Annotated in this window: 11 protein-coding genes and 3 pseudogenes; 8 read left to right on the forward strand and 6 right to left on the reverse strand. The window is 34.4% G+C overall.

The genetic code is table 11. From position 1 onward, the window contains the following. Positions 1-104: 104 nt before the first annotated feature. Positions 105-7,529, reverse strand: a complete 7,425-nt coding sequence (locus AAGD62_RS04165; protein WP_213863489.1) for an ankyrin repeat domain-containing protein — start codon at positions 7,527-7,529, stop codon at positions 105-107. Positions 7,530-7,878: 349 nt separating this feature from the next. Here AAGD62_RS04165 and AAGD62_RS04170 point away from each other — a divergent pair. The 3 genes and pseudogenes from AAGD62_RS04170 to AAGD62_RS04180 all read left to right on the forward strand — a co-directional run bounded on the left by AAGD62_RS04170 (position 7,879) and on the right by AAGD62_RS04180 (position 9,648). Beyond that, positions 7,879-8,711 (forward strand): annotated as a pseudogene (locus tag AAGD62_RS04170) (IS5 family transposase). A 78-nt stretch (positions 8,712-8,789) separates the two neighbouring features. Continuing rightward, entirely contained in the window at positions 8,790-9,137 is a 348-nt protein-coding gene (locus AAGD62_RS04175) for an IS630 transposase-related protein (RefSeq protein ID WP_155968342.1), read from the forward strand. A gap of 28 nt (positions 9,138-9,165) precedes the next feature. Continuing rightward, a complete protein-coding gene (locus AAGD62_RS04180) occupies positions 9,166-9,648 on the forward strand; it encodes an IS630 family transposase (protein WP_231115908.1) in 483 nt (160 codons plus the stop codon). 93 nt (positions 9,649-9,741) lie between these two features. On the opposite strand, the gene AAGD62_RS04185 is transcribed toward AAGD62_RS04180, so the two are convergent. The 3 genes from AAGD62_RS04185 to ltrA form a co-directional block, all read right to left on the reverse strand. Next, entirely contained in the window at positions 9,742-10,821 is a 1,080-nt protein-coding gene (locus AAGD62_RS04185; protein ID WP_174516910.1) for an ankyrin repeat domain-containing protein, read from the reverse strand. A 95-nt stretch (positions 10,822-10,916) separates the two neighbouring features. Next, complete coding sequence (locus AAGD62_RS04190) at positions 10,917-13,517, reverse strand: ankyrin repeat domain-containing protein (RefSeq protein ID WP_213863490.1); 2,601 nt, start codon at positions 13,515-13,517, stop codon at positions 10,917-10,919. A 392-nt stretch (positions 13,518-13,909) separates the two neighbouring features. Continuing rightward, positions 13,910-15,157 carry a group II intron reverse transcriptase/maturase gene (ltrA, locus tag AAGD62_RS04195; RefSeq protein ID WP_155968744.1) on the reverse strand — a complete coding sequence of 416 codons (1,248 nt, stop codon included), beginning with the start codon at positions 15,155-15,157 and terminating at the stop codon, positions 13,910-13,912. Positions 15,158-15,821: 664 nt separating this feature from the next. On the opposite strand from ltrA, the gene mutL reads away from it, so the two are divergent. The 5 genes and pseudogenes from mutL (at position 15,822) to AAGD62_RS04220 (ending at position 19,888) form a co-directional block, all read left to right on the forward strand. Beyond that, positions 15,822-17,639, forward strand: coding sequence for a DNA mismatch repair endonuclease MutL (gene mutL / locus AAGD62_RS04200; protein WP_213863493.1), 1,818 nt, complete (start codon positions 15,822-15,824; stop codon positions 17,637-17,639). Between the two features lie 67 nt (positions 17,640-17,706). Next, entirely contained in the window at positions 17,707-18,645 is a 939-nt protein-coding gene (locus tag AAGD62_RS04205) for a helix-turn-helix domain-containing protein (protein ID WP_213863494.1), read from the forward strand. Positions 18,646-18,815: 170 nt separating this feature from the next. Beyond that, positions 18,816-18,977 (forward strand): annotated as a pseudogene (locus tag AAGD62_RS04210) (DNA repair protein RadC); the annotation flags it as partial. Positions 18,978-19,029: 52 nt separating this feature from the next. Next, positions 19,030-19,377 (forward strand): IS630 transposase-related protein, encoded by a 348-nt coding sequence (locus tag AAGD62_RS04215; protein ID WP_155968342.1) that lies wholly within the window; start codon positions 19,030-19,032, stop codon positions 19,375-19,377. Positions 19,378-19,405: 28 nt separating this feature from the next. Next, on the forward strand, positions 19,406-19,888 hold the full coding sequence (locus AAGD62_RS04220) for an IS630 family transposase (protein WP_231115908.1): 483 nt from the start codon (positions 19,406-19,408) through the stop codon (positions 19,886-19,888). Here AAGD62_RS04220 and AAGD62_RS04225 read toward each other — a convergent pair. Next, positions 19,885-20,841: pseudogene (locus AAGD62_RS04225) on the reverse strand (phage tail protein). The gene AAGD62_RS04220 and the pseudogene AAGD62_RS04225 overlap by 4 nt on opposite strands. Next, positions 20,841-21,632 (reverse strand): baseplate J/gp47 family protein, encoded by a 792-nt coding sequence (locus AAGD62_RS04230; RefSeq protein WP_012673194.1) that lies wholly within the window; start codon positions 21,630-21,632, stop codon positions 20,841-20,843. Before AAGD62_RS04230 ends, AAGD62_RS04225 begins: the two are co-directional and overlap by 1 nt. Between the last annotated feature and the right edge of the window lie 2 nt (positions 21,633-21,634).

Consider the following 21,634-nt stretch of genomic DNA (forward strand, 5'->3'; position numbering starts at 1 on the left):
GATTAGATAGTAAGTTAATTTATAATTAATAAGATGTAAAGCCCACTATAATTTTCTAAATGATCTAGATCTTGGCACCCTCATTAGAGTTTCATTTAAGAGAGCTATAACTTCAAACTCTTTACTCGATTTTCTACGCTGACATCTTGTAAACTCTGATCTGGACTTTTTAATATTTCTAATAATCTACTTGCAAGGTTTGAGTGTTTATTGATTACTGCAACCTGGACTAACGACTTGCCTTGATCATCACGAGCATTTGTTACAGCTACGCGCTCATCGGGTTTTATTGCTTTCAGCTTACTGATAATTTCAACATTACCATTTTTTGCATTCTCAAACAGCTCTTCTACTAATTTCAATAGGTTAGTAATATTTTGGTCTCGAGAAAGATCAAGTGGTGCTTTACCTTCTTTATTCTTGATGTTATAAATTGCACCATGTTTTAATAAAGATTTTACAACTTCCAAGGAGCCACCTTTAGCTGCAACATGAAGTGATGTAGTACCACTAGAAGTAGTTTTAGCATTAACAAAGTCATTTAATTTATCACGACTGATATGTTGTAACAGAACCTCAACAATTTCTTTGTAACATTTGGAAGTAGCAGTGTGTAATGGTGTATTACCTTTATTAGTAACTTGACTAACATTAGCTCCATTTGTTAGTAAGATGTTTACAATATCTATGTGTCCATTGCTAACAGCGTAATGCAACGGTGTTCTTCCATCAATATCTTTATCGTTGGCATCAGCTCCATCTTTTAACAGACGCTGAACAGTTCGTATATCACCTTTACTAGCAGCAATGTTGATATCTTTCTGCAGATGCTGGAGAACCTCTGATGCTTCGCTACCCTCAAGCTTAAATCTAAAATTAATCATCTCTATCTTTTTTAAAATGTCTAAAACACTCGGATGACTTGGTCCAAAAACAGCTTTTCTTTGATCAAAACTTTCTCTGTAGACTTTAAGTGCGCTGATCCATTTCCCTTGAGCAAAAAGTACATTTGCTATGTTGTATTGAGTATTCAAGGCTTCTGGGTGATTTTGTTGTAAAGCTTTTTTCTGTATATTTAAAACCTCTTGAAAAGCTTTCAAGGCTTCATGATATTTATTTTGATTGAAGAGTACCCCAGCAATGTTATGTAACGTTCTCAAGGTATCAGCATGATTAATACCTAAAATTATTTTCTTCTTTTCAAAAACCTCTTTATAGATTTTTAAGGACTCTTCGTATTTACCTTGGTTAGCTAGTACCATTGCTATATTATTTTTGGCACTCACAGTGGCTAGATCATGTGTACCTAGTGTTTCTTTCCTCTTTTCAAAAACTGCCCTATTGATATTTAACGCTTCTTCATATTTTCCCTGTTTATCTAATACTAATGCCATGTGAAACTGAGTATTTAAGGTATCTGAATGATTTGACCCTAGTATTTCCTTTTGTCTCTGATAGACTTCTTGATAAATATTAAAAGCTTCTTCATCTTTCCCCTGTCTATGCAGCACTAAAGCGATTGTACTTCTTGTACTTAAAGTATCCTTATCGTTTAAACCCAGCATTTCTTTTTGTTTCTGAAAAATCTCTTCAAGCATATTTAAAGCTTCTTGGTAAATTCCTTGCTTATATAGCACTTTGGCTATATATGTCTGAATATCTAAAGTACCAGGATTGTCTGTTCCTAGTATTTCTTTTCTTCTTTCAAATGCGCTTCTGAAAATACTTAAGGCTTTTTGGTAATTGCCTTGATTCAAGAGCACTAAAGCTGTATCAATCTGAGCGGATACGTCACTTTGCGATATCTGCTTCAACTGCTCGACTTTTGAAAAGTTACTATGTACTGCAGCAACTACTAACGTTTTGTTCTCTCTATTACGAGCACTCATCACTGCTTTTACTGTATCAATATCCTTTATCTTATTTAGGTCATTAATAACTTGAGCATTACCATCTTTAACCTTTTTAAATGATTCACTGACTAGTTTAAATAAGCTAGTTATACTTTTATCCACAGTAAAATCTGATGGTGTTTTCCCACTGTCAGAGACAGCATTGTATACTGCACCATTAGACAATAGGGCCTTTACAACTTTTAAGTGAGAGAACTTAGCAGCATAATGCAGAGGAGTAAACCCCTTGTTACCAACCACATTAGGATTAGCTTTATTTTGTAATAGAATATTGACAACTCCATCATAGCCCTTCCATGCAGCATAATATAATGGTGTTACACTATCAGCATTTTTGGCATTAACAAACGCTCCTGCTTTAATGTAATTCTCAATCTCTGAAGAGCTATTACGTTTTACAGCCTCAAATAATTTCTCAGTTGATGCTAATAGATTGATAACGTCTTTATCGTTAGTCATTTCTAATGGTCTTCTACAAAGCTTGTCAACAGCGTTATAAACTGCACCATTTTTTAATAAAACTTCAATAACGTCTTTATAACCAAAATTAGCAGCAATATGCATAGGGGTTAAGCCATTAGTATCTTTAGCATTAACGTCAGCACCTTGTGCTATCAAATACTTTACAACTTCTAACCGACCTTTCATTGCAGCATAGTGTAGTAATGTCTGGTTAGCTGTACCAAGCTCATTAATACTCAACCCCTTGCTAAGGAAAAACTCTACGGTATCTTTATAACCTTCTCTAGCTGCAATGTGTATAGGCTTTGATCCAGAGGCATTTTTAGCATTAATATTAGACCCTTCATCTACTAGACATTTTACCATTTCCAAGTTACTTTCCTGTGAAGCAATGTGCAGTATAGTCCAATCATCATTGCCTTTAGCATTCATATCTACTTTTTTATACTGCAGTAACATTTTAACCACTTGCAAATGACCATGTGACACTGCTAATTCTAAAGATGTTCTACTCTTATTGTCTTTAACATTAATTTTTGCTCCATTACTTAATAGGACTTCAACAACATTATCATGGCCGTGTCCTGCAGCTATATGTAGCGGAGCACCTTCAACATTTACAATGTTAACATTAGCCCTATTTGCTATCAAAGTTTCAGCAATTTCCCCATGACCTTCTTGTGCTGCAAGATATAACGGTGTTGTACCATTAATAGTCATAGCATCAACATTAGCTCCTTTTGTTATCAGAGCATTTACTATCTCCTTATGACCTCTTTTAGCAGCCAAATGCAATAGTGTAGTATTTTCAGGACCTTTTGTGTTAACATAAGCTTTATTTCTTAGCAAAATCTCTACAATATCTCTGTAGCCAGCAAGAACTGCGAGTAATAAAGGTTCACCACCTTCTACATTAACACTAGCTCCATTTTCTACAAGAACTTCAACGATTTCCTTATGATTATGCTTAATAGCAGAAAGCAATGGTGTTAGGTTGTTACTCTTAACATTAACATTGGCTCTATTTGCTACCAAAATTCCAACGATTTCTTTATAACCTTCCTCCACAGCTACATGTAATGGTGTACTACCTGCAATACCTTCCATATTAACTTTGGCTTCATTTTTTATTAAAAGGTTCACAATATCTTTGTGACCCCCTACAATAGCTGCATGTAAAGGTGTAAGACCATAATTAGCACTAGTATTGACTTCAGCTTTACTTTTGATTAGAAAAGCAATAGCGTCTTTATGTCCACTTAGAGCAGCTACATGCAATGGCGTCATGCCATCATTAGTTCTAGCATCAACTTCAGCTTTATTTTTTATTAGAAGATCAATAATATCTTTGCTACCATTCATCGCAGCTGCATGTAATGGTGTACTACCCTTAATGTCTTGAGCTCTAACTTCAGCTTTATTTCTTATTAGGAGTTCAATAATATCTTTGTGACCTTTCAGAGCAGCTACATGTAATGGTGTTAGATTATTATTGGCTTTATCATTGATTTCTACTCCATTTTTTATTAAAAGCTCAGCAACTGCCTTATGACCACTCTCTGCTGCATAGTGTAATGGCGTAGCATTATTTTTATCTTTAGCGCGAACGTTAACCCCATGCTCGAGAAGAGCAACAACTATCTTCAAGTGGCCACTCTGCACTGCAAAATGTAGTGGGGTTATACCTTCCACAGTGGCAATACTAGCATTTGCCTTATTTGTCAGTAAAGCCTTAACAATTTTCTCATGTCCATCTTTTGCTGCATAGTGCAAAGGTGTGTTATTATAGGTTTTGTCAACAACATTAACATTAGCTCCATGCTTCAATAAAATATTAGCTATCTTTTCATGACCGTTTTCTATTGCATAGTGTAATGGTGTACAACCATCTATAACTCTGGAGTTAACATCGGCTCCTTTGAGAATTAAAGCATTCACTACTTCTAGGTGGCCATTTAGTGCTGCTGTATGTAATGGTATTCCCTCCTTATCGTTTCTTGCATTAACATTTGCCTCATTTTTCAGTAAAAAATTAACTAGCCCTAGATAACCACTTTCTGCAGCTATATGTAGTGAAGTAAAGCCACCCATAGTTTCGTTGATGTCAACATTCGCTTCTTTTTCCAGCATAATCTTAGCAACATCAATATGATTGTTTTTTATTGCATAGTGTAAAGGTGAAAAACCAGCTATATCTTTGGTATTAGTATTAGCATTATTTTTTAGTAGAATTTCAACAGCATCTTTGTGACCATTTTTAGCTGCAATATGTAGTGATGTTTTGCCACTATTATCTAGATCATCAACATATACACCTGTTTTTCCTATAAAAAATTCCACAATATTTTTCCTTCCATATGCAGCAGCAATATGTAGTGGGCTTTGACCATTAATATCTTTAACATTAACGTCTAAATTTTGATCAAGAACAAATTTTATAATTTCAAGACTAGGTCCCTTAGCAGCAAAATGTAATGTAGTCCATGAGTTAATACTTCTAGCATTGATGTCTGCTCCTTTTTTGAGATAACTCTTTAAGTCTTCAAGATTTCCTTCTTCCAACGCAGCAAACATTTTTTCCTGATTAGTAATAGTGATAAGGTTTTGATCGTATTTATCTTTCAGCTTGGAAGGATCATCTCTTACCGACTTGCCAATTTTCTTCTTACTTTTTATTACATTTTCTGAAATAAGTTTTTTAGCATTCAAGATAACTGCTATTGAGGGATCAGATAACAATACATCAACTAAGGTATTATCATGTGCTAAATGATTACGCAAACATTTTCCAGTTAATAAAGGAGTGTTATCATCTAAAAAAAGTAGATTGTTTTCTAGATGCTTCTCTGATCTACCTAAAATTGACATTATATCCAGAACAAGCATTTCTACTACTGCTTGCAACTTTTTATTCCTCTTGTAGGAAGGAAGCTTTTCAGTTAACTTGCCACTTAATGCGTTATTCCTCAAAATACTTTTCAGTTCAGATAACTTCAGTTCAAGCTGGTTATTGTATTTTTCTTCTGTTATGTTGTAAGCCTTCCTTTGTTTATGTATAGGAATAAACGAACCTTTCTCATTCAACTTGTTTCTTAATTCCTCAATCCATTTAAGGTCACCTGTTCCAAGTTCAGCAATGTAAAAAATCTCACAAGTTAATCTATTTACTTTATCAAGGTTGTCATCCTGTATTCTTGACCTAACACTATGAGAAATTTTCATTGATAGTTCGGCTATTTCTTTAAGATTGTGAGACTCTATTTGGGAAGGAATATTCTCTAGTGTTTTATTAGCAAAGAATTTTATTCCTCTAATAACATTATGGTCAATCTTATTGTCATTCAAACCAACATCTAAGCTCTTTAATGATATAAACGCCGTAACATAATCAGTTCTGATATTTTTTGATTTAGTTTTTGCAAAATTGATTATGTTATCAATTTTATTAAACAGCTCCTTTTCATAATTCGTCTTTTCAGTTATATTATTGCTTAATTCTTTTATGAGTTTTTCAAGCTTATCATGTTCCATCACTTTAAAACTCTCTGTAATCATTTCATCTAATTCAACGTTACTAAATATTCCAGCAACTTCTTTTATCTCGTCTAAGTTTTCACTACTGGTAATTTTCTTTAGCAACATTATGACTATTTTAATCTTGTTATTGTAAAGAATATCAGTAATTACATTATCGATTCTTTTAGTATCATTTTGAACACCAATAAAAAAGTTAACATCTGTATTTTCCTCAATCTCTGTTCTTTTAGAGAGCGAGTAAGCATGTGATAGTGAATTACGTAAATCTATAATGACTTCTCTTGTGTTCTTTGGTAATGATAGTAGAAGAAGCTCGCTTGTAGTGCTAGATAACTTGGGAGATTCTAGAGTGTTTTTTAAATATTCACCAATAACCTGTAAAACCCTTGTAATAATTAACTGTCCTTCCCTTTCTTTAGGATTAGCTGATAATGCCAACTTTATATAATCACTTATTTTCTCTAAAGAATGAATATCCCTAATTTGTTGATAATCGCTATACAACTCTCCAAATTGAGGATAATTGCTAACGATCTCTGCAACAACCCTCTCACGTTTTAACTTCGGGAGATCAGCAAATTTACCAATGTCCACACCTTCTATAATATCTTTTTCTTCTTTAAGTTTCTTTGCAAAATTTTCCAAGTGGTCTAGTATTTTACTTTTATTCAATGTGGCATTATAGAATAGATTCATTTCCTGTCGTTTTATGTGAGAAGAAACAAAACTGATCAAACAAAATTCCATTTCTTCCCAAGGTAGTCTATCGTAGGTTGATTTCAACTGCCGCTTTAATATATGAATATTTTGTGCAATAAATTTTGCTATGAATAAAAACTTTTCATCTACTTTTTCTGTGTTTGAATACTCTGCCTTTAACAGGCTAATATTTTGAAGTACTAACTCAATCCGCTCTCTTATGTTATTAAGATAACTCTTCACATTCTGATCTTGTCCAGAAGCACTAGAGAAAAAACGGAGGTTTATCAACTTATTTTCAACAAAAATTTCTATCTCTTCTGACAAGAATACGTTCTTTAGTTTTAATTCCTCATAAGCTCGTGAAAGAATTTCATCTAATTCCCTGAAATGAACAGCAAAATAATTACCTAGCCATTTATTAATGAGTGTATCAAGAAGTTCAACATTACCTGAACGTATAGCATAATAAAACGCATTATGGCATGTTTCATCCTCATCATCTGGTAATATAGTAGTTTCTCTGATGCCAACAGATAAATTACTGAGAATTTTACTATTATTGCCAAGTAGGTATTCTAAAATCTTTACCTTATTGTGTTTACAAGCTAAGATAACTAAGTTAGTACTCTTAACAGGATTGTTAGCATTATCATAATAGTCTCTCAAAGTTACTTGATCTTCTGCATCACTTATGTAATCAATAAAATTGCTTAATTTTTTTAAGCTGTCGACATTACCATCTGATATTGCCTCTTCGAGTTCAGTTAAAACCAGGAGATAAAGTTCTTCAGCTTTTGCTTTTCTGCGGTAGAGCTTTTTATATTCTCTAATAAACTCCTCTTTTGATGTGTAAGAACGTGATAAAAACTGTTTATCTTCTTGATAAAAACTGGTTTGTTGTTTAGGTACATGCATAAACCCTCTCTGAGATATATTTACACCATTATTAGAATAGCAAAGTTTACTTAATATGGCAAAAATTAAAATAGCATCTTTTGTTAATAAAATATTTTTGAGAGAATATCTACTAATCCTGCAATTTCAGGACGAAAAGCCTTCACAACATTTGATTTTGGGTGTGGGAAATGTGTTGGTTGTTTAAATTTTTAGTAACACCTACTAATAATAACCCGTTTGAAAACAACAAAGAGAAATGATGATCAACTTACATAAAAAAGCACTAAGTTTAGTGTTTTGGCATTATAGAGGTTGTCCGGAAATAAGTAAAAGGCTATAATATCTGAAATTTTAGTACGGGGTAAAGATGAGAAAAAAGTATCCAACAGATCTAAGCGAAAGGGAATGGGCAAGAATAGAAAAACACTTCAGAGTATCATACAAGAAAGGAGGAAGGCCGCCAAAGTATAGCAAAAGAGAAATATTAGAAGCAATTTTCTATGTATTGCGTACAGGGTGTCAATGGCGGTATTTACCAAATGATTTTCCGCTATGGAAGACTGTGTATGAGCAGTTCAGGCAATGGAAGAAGCAGGGAATTTTTGAGAAAATGAATTATGAAATTACAAAATATAGTAGAAGAAAAATAGGAAGGAATGAGCAGCCGAGTGCCTGTATAGTAGATAGTCAATCTGTAAAGACTACAGAAAAGGGAGGATCAAAGGCTATGATGGAAGTAAAAAAGTAAAGGGTAGAAAAAGGCATATAATTACAGACACTCAGGGTTTTATACTAGGTTGTTACGTAGGCGCTGCTAACGAAAATGATAGAGATGGTATTAAAATAGCATTAAACAATATGAGAACAAAATATACTAAAGTTAAAAAAATGTGGGCTGACATGGGATACCAAGGAAGAAATTTAAAGAATCACATAAAGGAAGAATATGACATAGATATTGAAATTGTTAAAAGGCCTCCATGTAGATTTTGGGTGCACAAAGATACGCCACCTGAGCTACTACCAACAAGAGAACAAGGGTTTAAAGTACAGCCAAGAAGATGGGTTGTAGAAAGGACTTTTGCTTGGGTTAATAGGAATAGAAGGCTATCGAAGGAGTATGATTTACTCACAACATCCACTGAGAATTTCATATACCTAGCTATGAGTAGGGTTATGTTAAAGAGGGAATATGCTTGAATTTACTAGTTTCCGGACAACCTCATATAGTACTTCCCAAAGTAAATGATAAAGGTATAATAAGCTATTTGAGTTATAATGGCGTATAGTGTGGATTTAAGGGAAAGGGCAGTATCGATGATAGAAAAAGGGAAGTCAAAGGTTGAGGTGGCAGAGCTTTTGGAGATAGGAATAGCAACTCTGTACCGCTGGTTAAGAAAGAAAGCCGCTGGTGAAAGCCTAAGGCCATCGAAAAACGGCAGCTTTATTCGAAAAATAGACCCAAAAATACTCGAAGAATATGTTAAAAAGAATCCAGATCATACGCTGGCAGAGATGAAACAAAATCTTGGATTTGGAATAAATTCAATTTGGTATAGGCTGAAACAGCTAAGAATTACTTTAAAAAAAAGTTACACTATATCAAGAGCGCAATCAAGAAGATAGGCAGCGATTTACCGATAAAATCTCAAAAATAGACCATTCCAGCATCTTATATATAGATGAAGCAGGAGTTGATAATAGGTTATACCGAGAGTATGGACGTGCTCCAATAGGAAAGAAAATTTATGCAGATATTCCAGGAAGAAAACGAGAGAGAATCAGTATAATAGGCGGGTGGATTGGAAAGAGATTTATTGCACCAATGACTTTCAAAGGTGGGTGTGACAAAGAGGTATTCAATACATGGTTAGAGAAGATGTTATTACCTAAATTGCCACATGGTACTACAATAGTTATGGACAATGCCACATTCCATAAAACTCCCAAAACAAAGGAGTTAATAGATAATGCTAGATGCCGTTTGCTCTATCTACCAACATATTCACCAGATTTGAACCCTATAGAGCATTGTTGGAATACCATCAAAAGCCGCCTCAGACCTTTAATGCATAAATATACAGACTTACAACTTTTGGTTGGTAATACCATAATGGAAATTTATCATTCATTTTAGAAAATACTATAGCAATCTCTTATGTATCACCTCTCTGGAACCATACGACTAATTGTTGTTCATAAAAAACTCTAGTACTGACAAAAAATGTATTTATTCTAATCTTGCACGTTTGGTATCATTACTTATAGAAGTTTCATAAAGTCTTGTACCAGGCTCTACGAGATTATTTAAGGAACTTAAAGATTGAAAAGTACGTTTATTGGAATCATCAAACGCTACTATAAAGTTTAACAAGTTATCATTAGATAGATATTCAGTTATATTATATGTAGAATCATGATCCAGAATAATTTTCTTTTCTTTGGCATCTTGATCTGCCACATCTAATTTAGTATAAAATTGTATCTTACTTAACTTATTTAACAAATCTGCTCTTTCTAAAAAAGGTTTTACCTTATCTAATATGATATCATTATATATAGGATAGCGTATGGAATAATCAATTTTTGCTAGTCTTACAGATAATTGATTATTATATAGTACATGTATGTTGAAGTTATTTGTAACAAATTCATATAGTGGAAGGCTATCTTTTATTTCATCTGTTTTCATTTGAAGAATTTCACAAACACAGTCATCTAGATAACTTGATAATTTACTGTAATTACTGCATCCTTTATAAGGAGATAAGTCAATAATTTTTCCGTAATCCTTATTGAAGTTCCTTACTAAAGTAAATTTAATCAACAATTTAGCGCATGCTAGATCACTTACAGCGTTATCTAAAGATGTGGAACAATTATCATAAAGCCGTCGTTCACGATTTCTTATATTAATATCAGCTCCATATTCTAATAGTTCTTTAACTACTTCCAGATTTTTACCACTTTTTTTTACAGCATGGTTCAGTGCAGTATTGCCTTTACGGTTTGTTGCATTTACATCAGCACCATGTTTCAGAAGTTCTCTAACTAATTCTAATTCCTTCCCCAGTGTTATAGCAGAATGTAGTGGAGTTTCACTATACATGTTTCTTGAATTGACTTCCGCACCACCTAACAAAAGCTCTTTAGTAATTTCTACACTACTAGTAGTATGAAGTAACGTATCTCTATTCCTTTCTACTCTAAGGTTAGCATTAGCACCTGCAGACAAAAGAGCTTTAACTTTTTCTAAGTTTCGTTCATAGACTGCTTTTTCTAATTCTTTGTTAATATTATTATTTAGCATATTTTTAAAATCCTCCTAAATTTCACTATTTTGTAACAAAATTTTTGTATATTTTCTAGACCTTGGCACCCTCATTAGAGTTTCATTTAAGAGAGCTATAACTTTAAACTCTTTACTCGATTTTCTACGCTGACATCTTGTAAACTCTGATCTGGACTTTTTAATATTTCTAATAATCTACTTGCAAGGTTTGAGTGTTTATTGATTACTGCAACCTGGACTAATGACTTGCCTTGATCATCACGAGCATTTGTTACAGCTACGCGCTCATCGGGTTTTATTGCTCTCAGCTTACTGATAATTTCAACATTACCATTTTTTGCATTTTCAAATAGCTCTTCTACTAATTTCAATAGGTTAGTAATATTCTGGTCTCGAGAAAGATCAAGTGGTGTTTTACCTTCTTTATTCTTGATGTTATAAATTGCACCATGTTTCAACAAAGATTTTACAGCTTCGAAAAAGCTATTTTCAGTAGCAACATGCAACGATGTAGTGCCTTTAACTATTGTTTTAGCATTAATAAAATCACTCAATTTATTGTGGCTTACACGTTGTAACAAAGCTTCAATAATTTCTTTATGACCTTTGGAAGCAGCAGTGTGTAATGGTGTATTACCCTTGTTAGTAACTTTAGTAGCATCAGCTCCATTTGCTAGCAAGATATTTACAACTTTTATGTGCCCATTATTAACAGCATAATGTAATGGCGTTCTTCCATCCACGTTCTTCGAATCAATGATTGCTCCATCTCTAATGGAACTCTCAATTCCTAAATAATTATTATCTTCTATAGCCTTAAATAACTTCTCAACCAATTTTAGTAATTTTATTACTTCTGGGTTTCCTCTTCTTTCCGCAAAGTGTAATGGTAAAACATATCTACCTCCTTCAGCTCTAGCATTAAAGTATGCTCCGCTCATAAGTAGAGACCTAACTATATCTAAATTACCAATTTGTGCCCCTAAGTGTAAAGGCGTAGCATTTTTATCCATTTTTGCATTAACATCCGCTCCATTTATAATAAGAGTTTTAACTACCTTAGGATGACCATATTGAGCTGCAAGATGTAGGGCTGTGCCTTTATTTTGATTTTCTTTTACATTTACATCAGCACCATGTTTCAATAGAACGGTTGCTATCTGATCATAACCTTTTTCTGCTGCAAAATGTAAAGGAGTCCAATTTGTGTGATCTAAAGCATTAATATCTGCTTCCTTTTCTAAGAGCAATTCAACCACCTCTAAATGATCATGGTCTACTGCAAAGTGTAGAGGTGTAGTACTTTTAACTGTTTTAGCATTAATGTCTGCTCCTTTATCAAGCAAAGATTTAGCAACTTCTAAATTACCATCATATGCTGCACAATGTAGAGGAGTCCAACTTCTGTTATCTAGAGCATTAATATCTGCTCCATTTTCAATCAAGAAATTCATTATTTCCAAGCGATTATGTTCTGCTGCCAAATGTAGAGCTCTTCTACCATCATCCATCTTTGCATTTATATTTGCTCCTTTTGCAATTAAGCTCTCTACTATTTTTAAAGAAAAACCATTATATGCTGCATTATGTAAAGGAGTCCAATTCTGATCATCCACGGTGTTAATGTTTGCTCCATTTTTAATTAAAAAATCACTCACCTCGAAATGACTTTGCTGAATTGCTAGATGCAAAGGTGTAAAACCTTCGTTTTTTTTAGCATTAACATTGGCTTTTTTCTCTATTAGTAGCTTCACTACTTCTAAGTGACCATTCTGAGATCCTATATGTAAAGCTGTGGAATTATCGTGGTCCTTAGCATTAACATCAATTCCCCTTACGAGAAGAAGAGACTTAACTACTCCAAAGTGATTACGTTCTGCTGCTAAATGTAGAGGTGTAAGATTCTCATAATCCTTAGCATTAACATTAGATTTTGCTTTTAGTAAAATGTCTACTAACTCTAAAAAGCCATTTTGAGACGCTAAATGTAGAGGTGTAATCTTATCATCTGTTTTTGCATTAACGTTTGCTCCCGCTTCAAGCAGAACTTTAACTATATCTAACCTACCAGTTTGTGTTCCCAGATGTAAGGGTGTAATGTTTGCATCAACTTTATGATTACCTATGCCTGAAGATCCAGCGTTAATATTAGACCCTTGTGAAATAAGAGCTTTAACTACTTCGAGGTTACCATTTTGTACTGCAGAATGCAAAGGTCTTGCTCGATCATTATTTACAGCATTAACATCTAATCCCTTTTCAATAAAAACATTTACTATATCTAGATGACCATTCTCTGCTGCTAGGTGTAAAGGTGTATTAAGTTTATCTGTTTTAGTACTAAGATCTGCTCCATTTGCAATCAAGGTGTTGACTATATCTAAATATCCTTGCTGGGATGCAAAACTTAAAGGTGTAAAGCCTAGAATGGTCTTATGGTTTACATCTGCTCCATGAGCAATAAGAAAGTTAACCATCTCTAAGCGATTTTTTGCAATTGAAAAATACAGTGGCGTAAAGCCATCGTACTTAATCTCTGAATTAATATCTAAACCTTCTCCTAATAAAGTGTTGACTAAATCCAACTGACCATTTCCTGCTGCTAAATGTAGTGGTGTAAGACTAAGATGTTTCTGAATTTCATAATTTTCATTTAAAAACTCTACAAAAAATTGCAGCTGATCCAGATTATTAGATATTCTATTAGTAAACATAAAGGCCTCGCATGAAGAATGTATGTAAAATATAGTATCTACAAGTTTTTAAGCAAGATAAATCTTCTTCTTAAAAAAGATACTGTAATCCAATCTGTATGCTTATAACTTTTTCATTTGATCATGAGTAGATCAGTTGTCTCAGCTGCAATAGAGACACCTGCCTTAAGTAGCTACGTCAATTTTCTCTGTTTTTGCCCCTTTTTTTTCTGATGAAGATGTCTTCATTCTTCTCAGTAGCCAATATTCTTTTTAAAGAATAATCGTTACGTGCACCAAGGAACTTAGAAAGAACAATAGGAAATCCACTTGGAGAGTAGACCGGCGGAGCTTCCCCACCAGTCTCTCGCAGAACTGTACGTAAACCTCTCAATTTATACAGCTCCCGTTATTCAGCCTTTTGATCCCAATCCTAGTGTCCAGTGATAGAAAATATTTGGAGACCTCTTTCTCACTTTTGCTAGAAATTGCTTTGCTAGTCTTCTATGATTTCGAAGTTTCTTATATTTGGCTCTGACCCATCCTACTAGGTGCCACTCTACATTTCTGAGAGATGGATACATCTCTGATTTATAAAACCTGCCATAGTACTGATACCAGCCTCGGACTATAGGATTTATTTTCTTTGATATTTTCTCTAGTGTTGTATATGTTTGCCTACGTATTTTCCATGACCTTATGGTTTGGTTGATCTTCTTCTTGGCTTTGTTGCTAATTGCAGGTAGAAATGAGACAAAATAGTTTCCTATTTTATTGTTCTTTGCCAGTCTAGGTCTGAACGTGTAACCCAGAAAGTCAAAGCTCTGTATTGGAAACTCATCTCTCCTATTGTCATCCTTACAGTACACTATTTGTGTCTTTTCAGGATGTAATTTTAGCTTAAACTCAGCCAATCTTTCTTCGATCTTGTCTTTTATGAATTTTGCCTGTTTCTGGGTTTTACAGTGCACCATTGCATCATCTACATATCTCTCAAACGGTATTGTTGGGTAGTTTTGCCTCATCCACATATCAAATGCATGATGCATAAATATGTTAGAAATGATTGGGCTTACAGAACCTCCTTGTGGAACTCCCTTATTCCTAACTACCTTACTGCCATCTGCTAGTTGAATCGGGGCTTTCATCCACCTTTCCACGTACAGTATGACCCACTTGCAATCTGTATGCTTCTTGATAGTTTGCAGTGCTAACACATGATCCAGATTGTCGAAAAATCCAGAAATATCAAGATCTATCGTCCAATCACTTCTCCAACATCTCTTACACGCTGTACTTACCGCATCCAGTGCAGACTTGTTTGGTCTATAACCATATGAATCTTCGTGAAATTCCGGCTCTACTAACGGTTCGAGATACATAGTAGCTGCTGTTTGCCCTATCCTGTCGAATACTGAAGGAACACATAAAGTTCTTTGTCCTCCTGTATCTTTTGGTATCGCAACAGCTTTTACTGATTCTGGAAAATAACTTCCGGATGACATCCGATTCCACAGTTTGTATAGATTATCTTTTAGATTTTCTTCAAACTTTGTTATCGAGACCTCATCTACACCTGCCGCACCTCTGTTTTTGGATACTTGTTTATAAGCTTTCCAAATCAGTTGCTTTGGTATGTCAAAAGATTTTGTTTTATTCATTAACTCTTCCCTTTCGGTTGATAAATAATTAAAACTAAATAACTCAGCCCCTTCGCTCCATTTCCATTACAAAAACTTCTTCACTACTACAAGCTAATCCGCCCCTGTTTTTCGCATCAGTACTCTCTTCCTTAGAGTTCAGCTCCTTGGACTTCTCCCTTATCATCGAAACGACAGGTTCCCGTAGTTCCACACAATAGCCTGAAATAGGTTCATGCCACCTATATGCCGGATGCCACCTACCCAGTAGACAAGTTCCCGATAGGCTTATCCCAAGTTACTTTTTCTCCCCTGGTTTTGACATCATCGCATTACCTTTCGACGTGTAATCAGTGGTTCACTTGCGTTCATCTCTCTATTTCACACATGACGCATAATTACGCCTTTTCCATAACGCTCACTACCTTGGCTCTTTACCAAAGCAGCTTATGGTTGTTTGAAGCCTGCTCTTGTAAACCGGCTCCGAGGGGTCCACCCTCATCTATTGTGCAGCTTTCGCACTTAGTTTGCTCTTTCCTGAACATTCCTTGTATCTCTACGGCACACAAAAAGCATTAATAATTATACATAATTCTAATGATCTTCATGAAAGGGCTTAGAATAGAATTTAATAGACAATCTGATTTTAATTGATATTAAACTGATCAGACTGAGAGTTGAAAATATGGCAATAATTCTTTTAGACACAAAAACTATAAATCGTATAGCAGCGGGAGAGGTAATAGAAAGGCCAGCGAGTGTAGTAAAGGAATTAGTAGAAAATGCAATAGATGCTGGAAGTTCAGAGATAGAGATCAAAATAGAAAGTGGTGGACGTAACCTTATAACTGTGACAGATGATGGAAATGGAATAGAAAAGGACGACTTAGAACTAGCATTTATGAGGCATGCCACTTCAAAATTAAGCGATAGTGAGTTAATAGAAATCAAGCACCTTGGGTTTAGGGGAGAAGCTTTACCTTCAATTGCAGCAGTAAGCAGAATGAAATTATCGTCTAAGGCAAGTGGAGCAAAGGAATCATGGTCTATAAGGTATGAGGGAGGAGAAAAAATAAGAGAGATTACCCCTTGTTCTTTGTTGCAAGGTACATATATTGAAGTTCGTGACTTATTTTTTGCTACACCAAATAGACTAAAGTTTCTAAAAACCGAAAGGGCAGAAACACAAAGTATTGTTGATATTGTGAATAACTTAGCGATGATTAATTATAGTATTGGGTTTACTCTCACTTCTGGTAATAAAAAGCTCTTAAAATATGTTAAGCAAACTTCGCTGTTCAACAGATTATGTGAAATAGAAGAAGAATTTCAAAGCAATTCACTGGAAGTTAAAGAGGAAGAAGAAGGCATCAAACTTAAGGGACACATCTGTAAACCTAATGTCAATCGTGGCAACTCAACTCAGATTTATACGTTTGTTAATGGAAGGCCAATAAAAGACAATCTACTTGTTGGTGCAATTAGATATGCGTATCACGATTTTATTCCAAACAATAGGTATCCTTTTGCAGTGTTGCATTTAGAAGTACCATATGACCAAGTAGATGTAAATGTGCATCCAAATAAATCGGAAGTAAGATTTCAGAATAAAAGGCTAATATATGAAATAGTGAGAAGAGGGATAATAAAAACACTATCAACGAGATTTGCAGCGGGTGATCAAGGTATTGAAGAGGAGCTAATTTTTAATGATAGTAAAAGCCAAGAGCAGGTTGATAGTCAAGAGAAAAAAGATCAAAAAGAGTTTTATGAAAAGAGACCAAGTCTTTTAGAAAATCGTCTAATGAAAGAATTCAATGCACCAGATGAAAGAAGGCAAAGCTTACCAGAAACGTTTAAATATGGAGAATCTCCACCCCAAAAGGGAACGATGGTTTTAGAAAGGAAGCAAATTGATTTAATAGAGGATTATCCTCTGGGATATTCACGCTGTCAGGTCTACAATACTTACATTATTGCTGAGGCTAAAGGCAAATTAATTATAGTAGACCAGCACGCAGCTCATGAGAGGTTGATCTATGAGTGCTTAAAACAAAAATCAAGCATAAAAAGGCAAAAGCTTCTTCTTCCTGAAATAGTTGAGATTAAAAACCAAGCAGGAATGGAGATGGTTGAAATGTATAAAGATAAGCTTTTCGAAATGGGTTTTGGTATTGAAATAGAATCAGAAGATAAAGTAAGGGTGAAAGAAATACCTGCAATTTTAGGAACAATAAATGTGAAAGAGATGGTGATGAATATAGTTGATAGATTAATGGAGATAGGAGATACGCTACCTATAGAAGAAAAAGTGAACAAGATACTAGCTACCATTGCGTGCCATGGGTCAATTAGAGCTGGAAGGGAAATGAAGTTGGAGGAGATGAATGAGTTGATGAGACAAATGGAGGAAACACCGTATGCTGGGCAATGCAATCACGGAAGACCAACGTATATAGAAATGAAACTAAGTGATATAGAAAAATTGTTTGAAAGGAGATGAGTTCAGTTTGTCAAAAAGGTTCCCAATTAAGTATACGTAACGGCTCTTCTGATTATGAGTATAAAATGTGAAAAAAGAGAATAAATGCTCTAATTTTTTAGATTACAAAGTAATAGGACAGGAAGTAAGAAATCGTAGGTTAGCAAAGGGATATACTCAAAAAGATTTAGCAAAAAAAATCGATACAACATATCAGGTAATACTGCAATATGAAAAAGGAACACGCAGAATTTCAATTAAGAAGTTATATGAATTAGCAGAAGCATTATCAACAACTGCTAGAGATCTAGCTTGCGTACAAGAAGTATCAAATGAGGGAAGGTATGAGGGAGAAGAGGTATTAAATCTAGTAAGAAGACATAGAGAGATTAAGGATCAAGAATTACGTGAAACGTTTTATTTATTAACTAAATTCATCCGTATTAGTGAGGAAGAAAGTGGAAAGGCGGTAAAAATAGAAGTAGCAAAGGGTTTGGTTAAGGAAGGAGTTTCTGCTCATGTTATCTCTCAAACGACCAGTTTATCTATTGATGAATATGATAATGATGAGAAAAAAATTTCCATTCCGTATAAAGTAGGTCAAAGAATAAAAGAATGGAGGTTGAGAAGAGGATACACTCAAGAAGATTTAGCAAGTAAAGTGGGTATAATAAATCAAAGAATATATGAATATGAACAAGGACGAGCTGGTGTTTCACTTGAAATGTTAGATGAAATAGCAAAGGTACTATTAATTAGTATTACAGACCTACTTCCAGAAACAACAGAAAATGAGAATAGTGAAGTGGAACTATCAAGGTTAATAGAAGAATACAAAAAGATTAAAAGCCAAGAACTACGTAATGTACTAATAAAATCTCTGTTTGAAAGCATACAAGTTTGCAAAGAGAAAGTGAAGAGAGTAGAAAAGATGAAAATTACAAAGAATTTAGTTAAGGAAGGAATTTCTATCAATATTATTTTAAAAACAGTAGACATCTCTTTGGACGAAATTCAACAAATTTAAAATAAAAAATCATTATCTATTAATATCTTTACTTTTTGATGAAAAAATAAGTAAAAAAGATTGAAAAATTGATTTGACTTCACTCAAAAGCTATGGCCTTATGCCAATGCTGACAAAAAAACAGCAGTAAATATATAAAAACATTTTGTTATTAGTGAAGGGTAATTTTTATGAATAATAAGGAAAACAGTAAAGATCGTAGAGAAGAAATAGAATTCAGAGCATTAGAAAGCAACGGTAAAGCACTACTTGATCGTGAAGTAATAGAAACGTTTCTAAGTGCAGTGCATGACAGGGAAGAAGCTCGAATTATTGCTAGAAAGCTAATAGATATAGTACTTCCCAAAGTAAATGATAAAGGTATAATAAGCTATTTGAGTTATAATGGCGTATAGTGTGGATTTAAGGGAAAGGGCAGTATCGATGATAGAAAAAGGGAAGTCAAAGGTTGAGGTGGCAGAGCTTTTGGAGATAGGAATAGCAACTCTGTACCGCTGGTTAAGAAAGAAAGCCGCTGGTGAAAGCCTAAGGCCATCGAAAAACGGCAGCTTTATTCGAAAAATAGACCCAAAAATACTCGAAGAATATGTTAAAAAGAATCCAGATCATACGCTGGCAGAGATGAAACAAAATCTTGGATTTGGAATAAATTCAATTTGGTATAGGCTGAAACAGCTAAGAATTACTTTAAAAAAAAGTTACACTATATCAAGAGCGCAATCAAGAAGATAGGCAGCGATTTACCGATAAAATCTCAAAAATAGACCATTCCAGCATCTTATATATAGATGAAGCAGGAGTTGATAATAGGTTATACCGAGAGTATGGACGTGCTCCAATAGGAAAGAAAATTTATGCAGATATTCCAGGAAGAAAACGAGAGAGAATCAGTATAATAGGCGGGTGGATTGGAAAGAGATTTATTGCACCAATGACTTTCAAAGGTGGGTGTGACAAAGAGGTATTCAATACATGGTTAGAGAAGATGTTATTACCTAAATTGCCACATGGTACTACAATAGTTATGGACAATGCCACATTCCATAAAACTCCCAAAACAAAGGAGTTAATAGATAATGCTAGATGCCGTTTGCTCTATCTACCAACATATTCACCAGATTTGAACCCTATAGAGCATTGTTGGAATACCATCAAAAGCCGCCTCAGACCTTTAATGCATAAATATACAGACTTACAACTTTTGGTTGGTAATACCATAATGGAAATTTATCATTCATTTTAGAAAATACTATAGTGGTGAGTAACGCTAAACCTTTCTAAAATTGGCTTGTGTTTTAAATTCCACAGTTGTTCAGATAGTTTATCACTTCCTAGTAAAAATTTACTTCCTTTCTCTTCTCCACTCGTAACCGGAAAACACGCGTTTATTTCTCCTAAGTTCCAGCTATCTGATAATACTATCTGCGCTTTAGCAAACTTAATCTTAGGTAATAAGCTCTGTGGTAGCGGATATAGCGCTTTGAAGTTATACCACACATGATTTCGTTCATAAATACCGTTGTAGTTCTTAGTATGAGGCTCGGTTTCTCCAAGTATTGCTACATCCAAGCGATATATGTCATTGCTTAAAGCTCATTCATAATGATCGCGTAGATAGTTTTCTACAATCCTAATAACCGGACCATGAGACCTGAAAAAATTTACTCTTCCAAATGATAAAACTGGCCCATCTTTTTCTATTTTTACCCCGGAATAATCCGATAATAAACTTCCGAAAAAACTCTCATCCAATATGAACCTGCTAATGTTGTAATAATCGTTAAAAATCCTCATTAGCCTCGATCTTGCAGGCAATGATAGTTTTGCTAGTTCTACTACTGCATCAACGAAGAAGTCATTCGGAACATCTTTTATCCCTATCTGCAGTTCAAAGAAGTGCTTGCCAGATGGTTCTTCGATAATTGTAATATCTTCTATATTTGCCCATTTTAGTGCTATTTTCAGTGAAGCAGGTGTTCCTCTTAAACGCTGAAATTTTATCCCTTTTTTTATCGCCTTTCTTTTGTCTTTTACCCAATGTAGGATTTCTCCTAGCCCATATTCCTCTATTATCCATGGCAACACTTTTTCCCCTTGGCTAAATTTAAACCCTCTGATACAACCAGGATCTACTTTGTAATCTATTGCATCAACCAGCGATTTTTCCTTTTTTGTTGCGTTTGGCGGTAATAGCATTAATTTAACTCAACATTTAAACTTTTTAAGAAAGCGCACTCATTTCCTTTCACAACTATGTCTTCTCTTGGCTCTATTAATTCCACGTTTTCTACTCCTTCCATAAACAAATTGGCTATTATCCATGATCTTGTTACCTTCCATCCTAATCTTTTCGTTGTTCCAAATTTTTCGATAAATTTCTTCTTCACCGTTTCAATAATATCTGGTCTTTTAATGCTAATTTTACTGTGGATATCTATTTCTATCATATTGCAACTTACCACTTCAACTGTATCTGTTAAAATCCTCACATCCTCCCTGTTTAGCTGATTTTTGACAATTTCTAGTAATTCTTCTTGCAGTGTGGATAATTCTGTGGATAAGATTGAAACTTGTACTTTCCCTGGTATAGGTGATTCTACTAATGCATCCTTTACTCTACTATCTGCTGACAGTGCATGATATCGATAGTGTTCTTTACTTCCTCCCGTGCTCCAGCCTATTATCTTTGCTTTAATTATTTTTCTAAAACGTTCGTCATCTTCTTCTTTCTGCCTCTCCACTCCATAAAATTCAGCTAAATTATCAAGATCTTCTCCTGTCGCAAACTTAAGTAAATTACTCTTTACTGCTTCGTTTATCCTTTGTCTCAGCAAAAGCTCTCTCCAGGCTGCTACTTCTAATACCTTCATCGCTGAGTCACTTTCTACTAATGCCGTAAAACTTTCATCTCGACTTATTAATTCTTCTTTCATACGTGAAAAGATTTCTTCGAAGTTCAGTGGCTCAATAATGTTAGTCTGCTGCATCT

Source organism: Wolbachia endosymbiont (group A) of Eristalinus aeneus, assembly GCF_964026915.1.
Classification (GTDB): Bacteria; Pseudomonadota; Alphaproteobacteria; order Rickettsiales; family Anaplasmataceae; genus Wolbachia; species Wolbachia pipientis.

What these genes read in the sequence shown, in the direction of transcription:
- AAGD62_RS04165 (WP_213863489.1), bottom strand. Translation starts at nt 7,529, where the DNA reads ATGCATGTACCTAAACAACAAACCAGTTTTTATCAAGAAGATAAACAG.
- AAGD62_RS04175 (WP_155968342.1), top strand. Translation starts at nt 8,790, where the DNA reads ATGGCGTATAGTGTGGATTTAAGGGAAAGGGCAGTATCGATGATAGAA.
- AAGD62_RS04185 (WP_174516910.1), bottom strand. Translation starts at nt 10,821, where the DNA reads ATGCTAAATAATAATATTAACAAAGAATTAGAAAAAGCAGTCTATGAA.
- AAGD62_RS04190 (WP_213863490.1), bottom strand. Translation starts at nt 13,517, where the DNA reads ATGTTTACTAATAGAATATCTAATAATCTGGATCAGCTGCAATTTTTT.
- ltrA (WP_155968744.1), bottom strand. Translation starts at nt 15,157, where the DNA reads ATGAATAAAACAAAATCTTTTGACATACCAAAGCAACTGATTTGGAAA.
- mutL (WP_213863493.1), top strand. Translation starts at nt 15,822, where the DNA reads ATGGCAATAATTCTTTTAGACACAAAAACTATAAATCGTATAGCAGCG.
- AAGD62_RS04215 (WP_155968342.1), top strand. Translation starts at nt 19,030, where the DNA reads ATGGCGTATAGTGTGGATTTAAGGGAAAGGGCAGTATCGATGATAGAA.
- AAGD62_RS04230 (WP_012673194.1), bottom strand. Translation starts at nt 21,632, where the DNA reads ATGCAGCAGACTAACATTATTGAGCCACTGAACTTCGAAGAAATCTTT.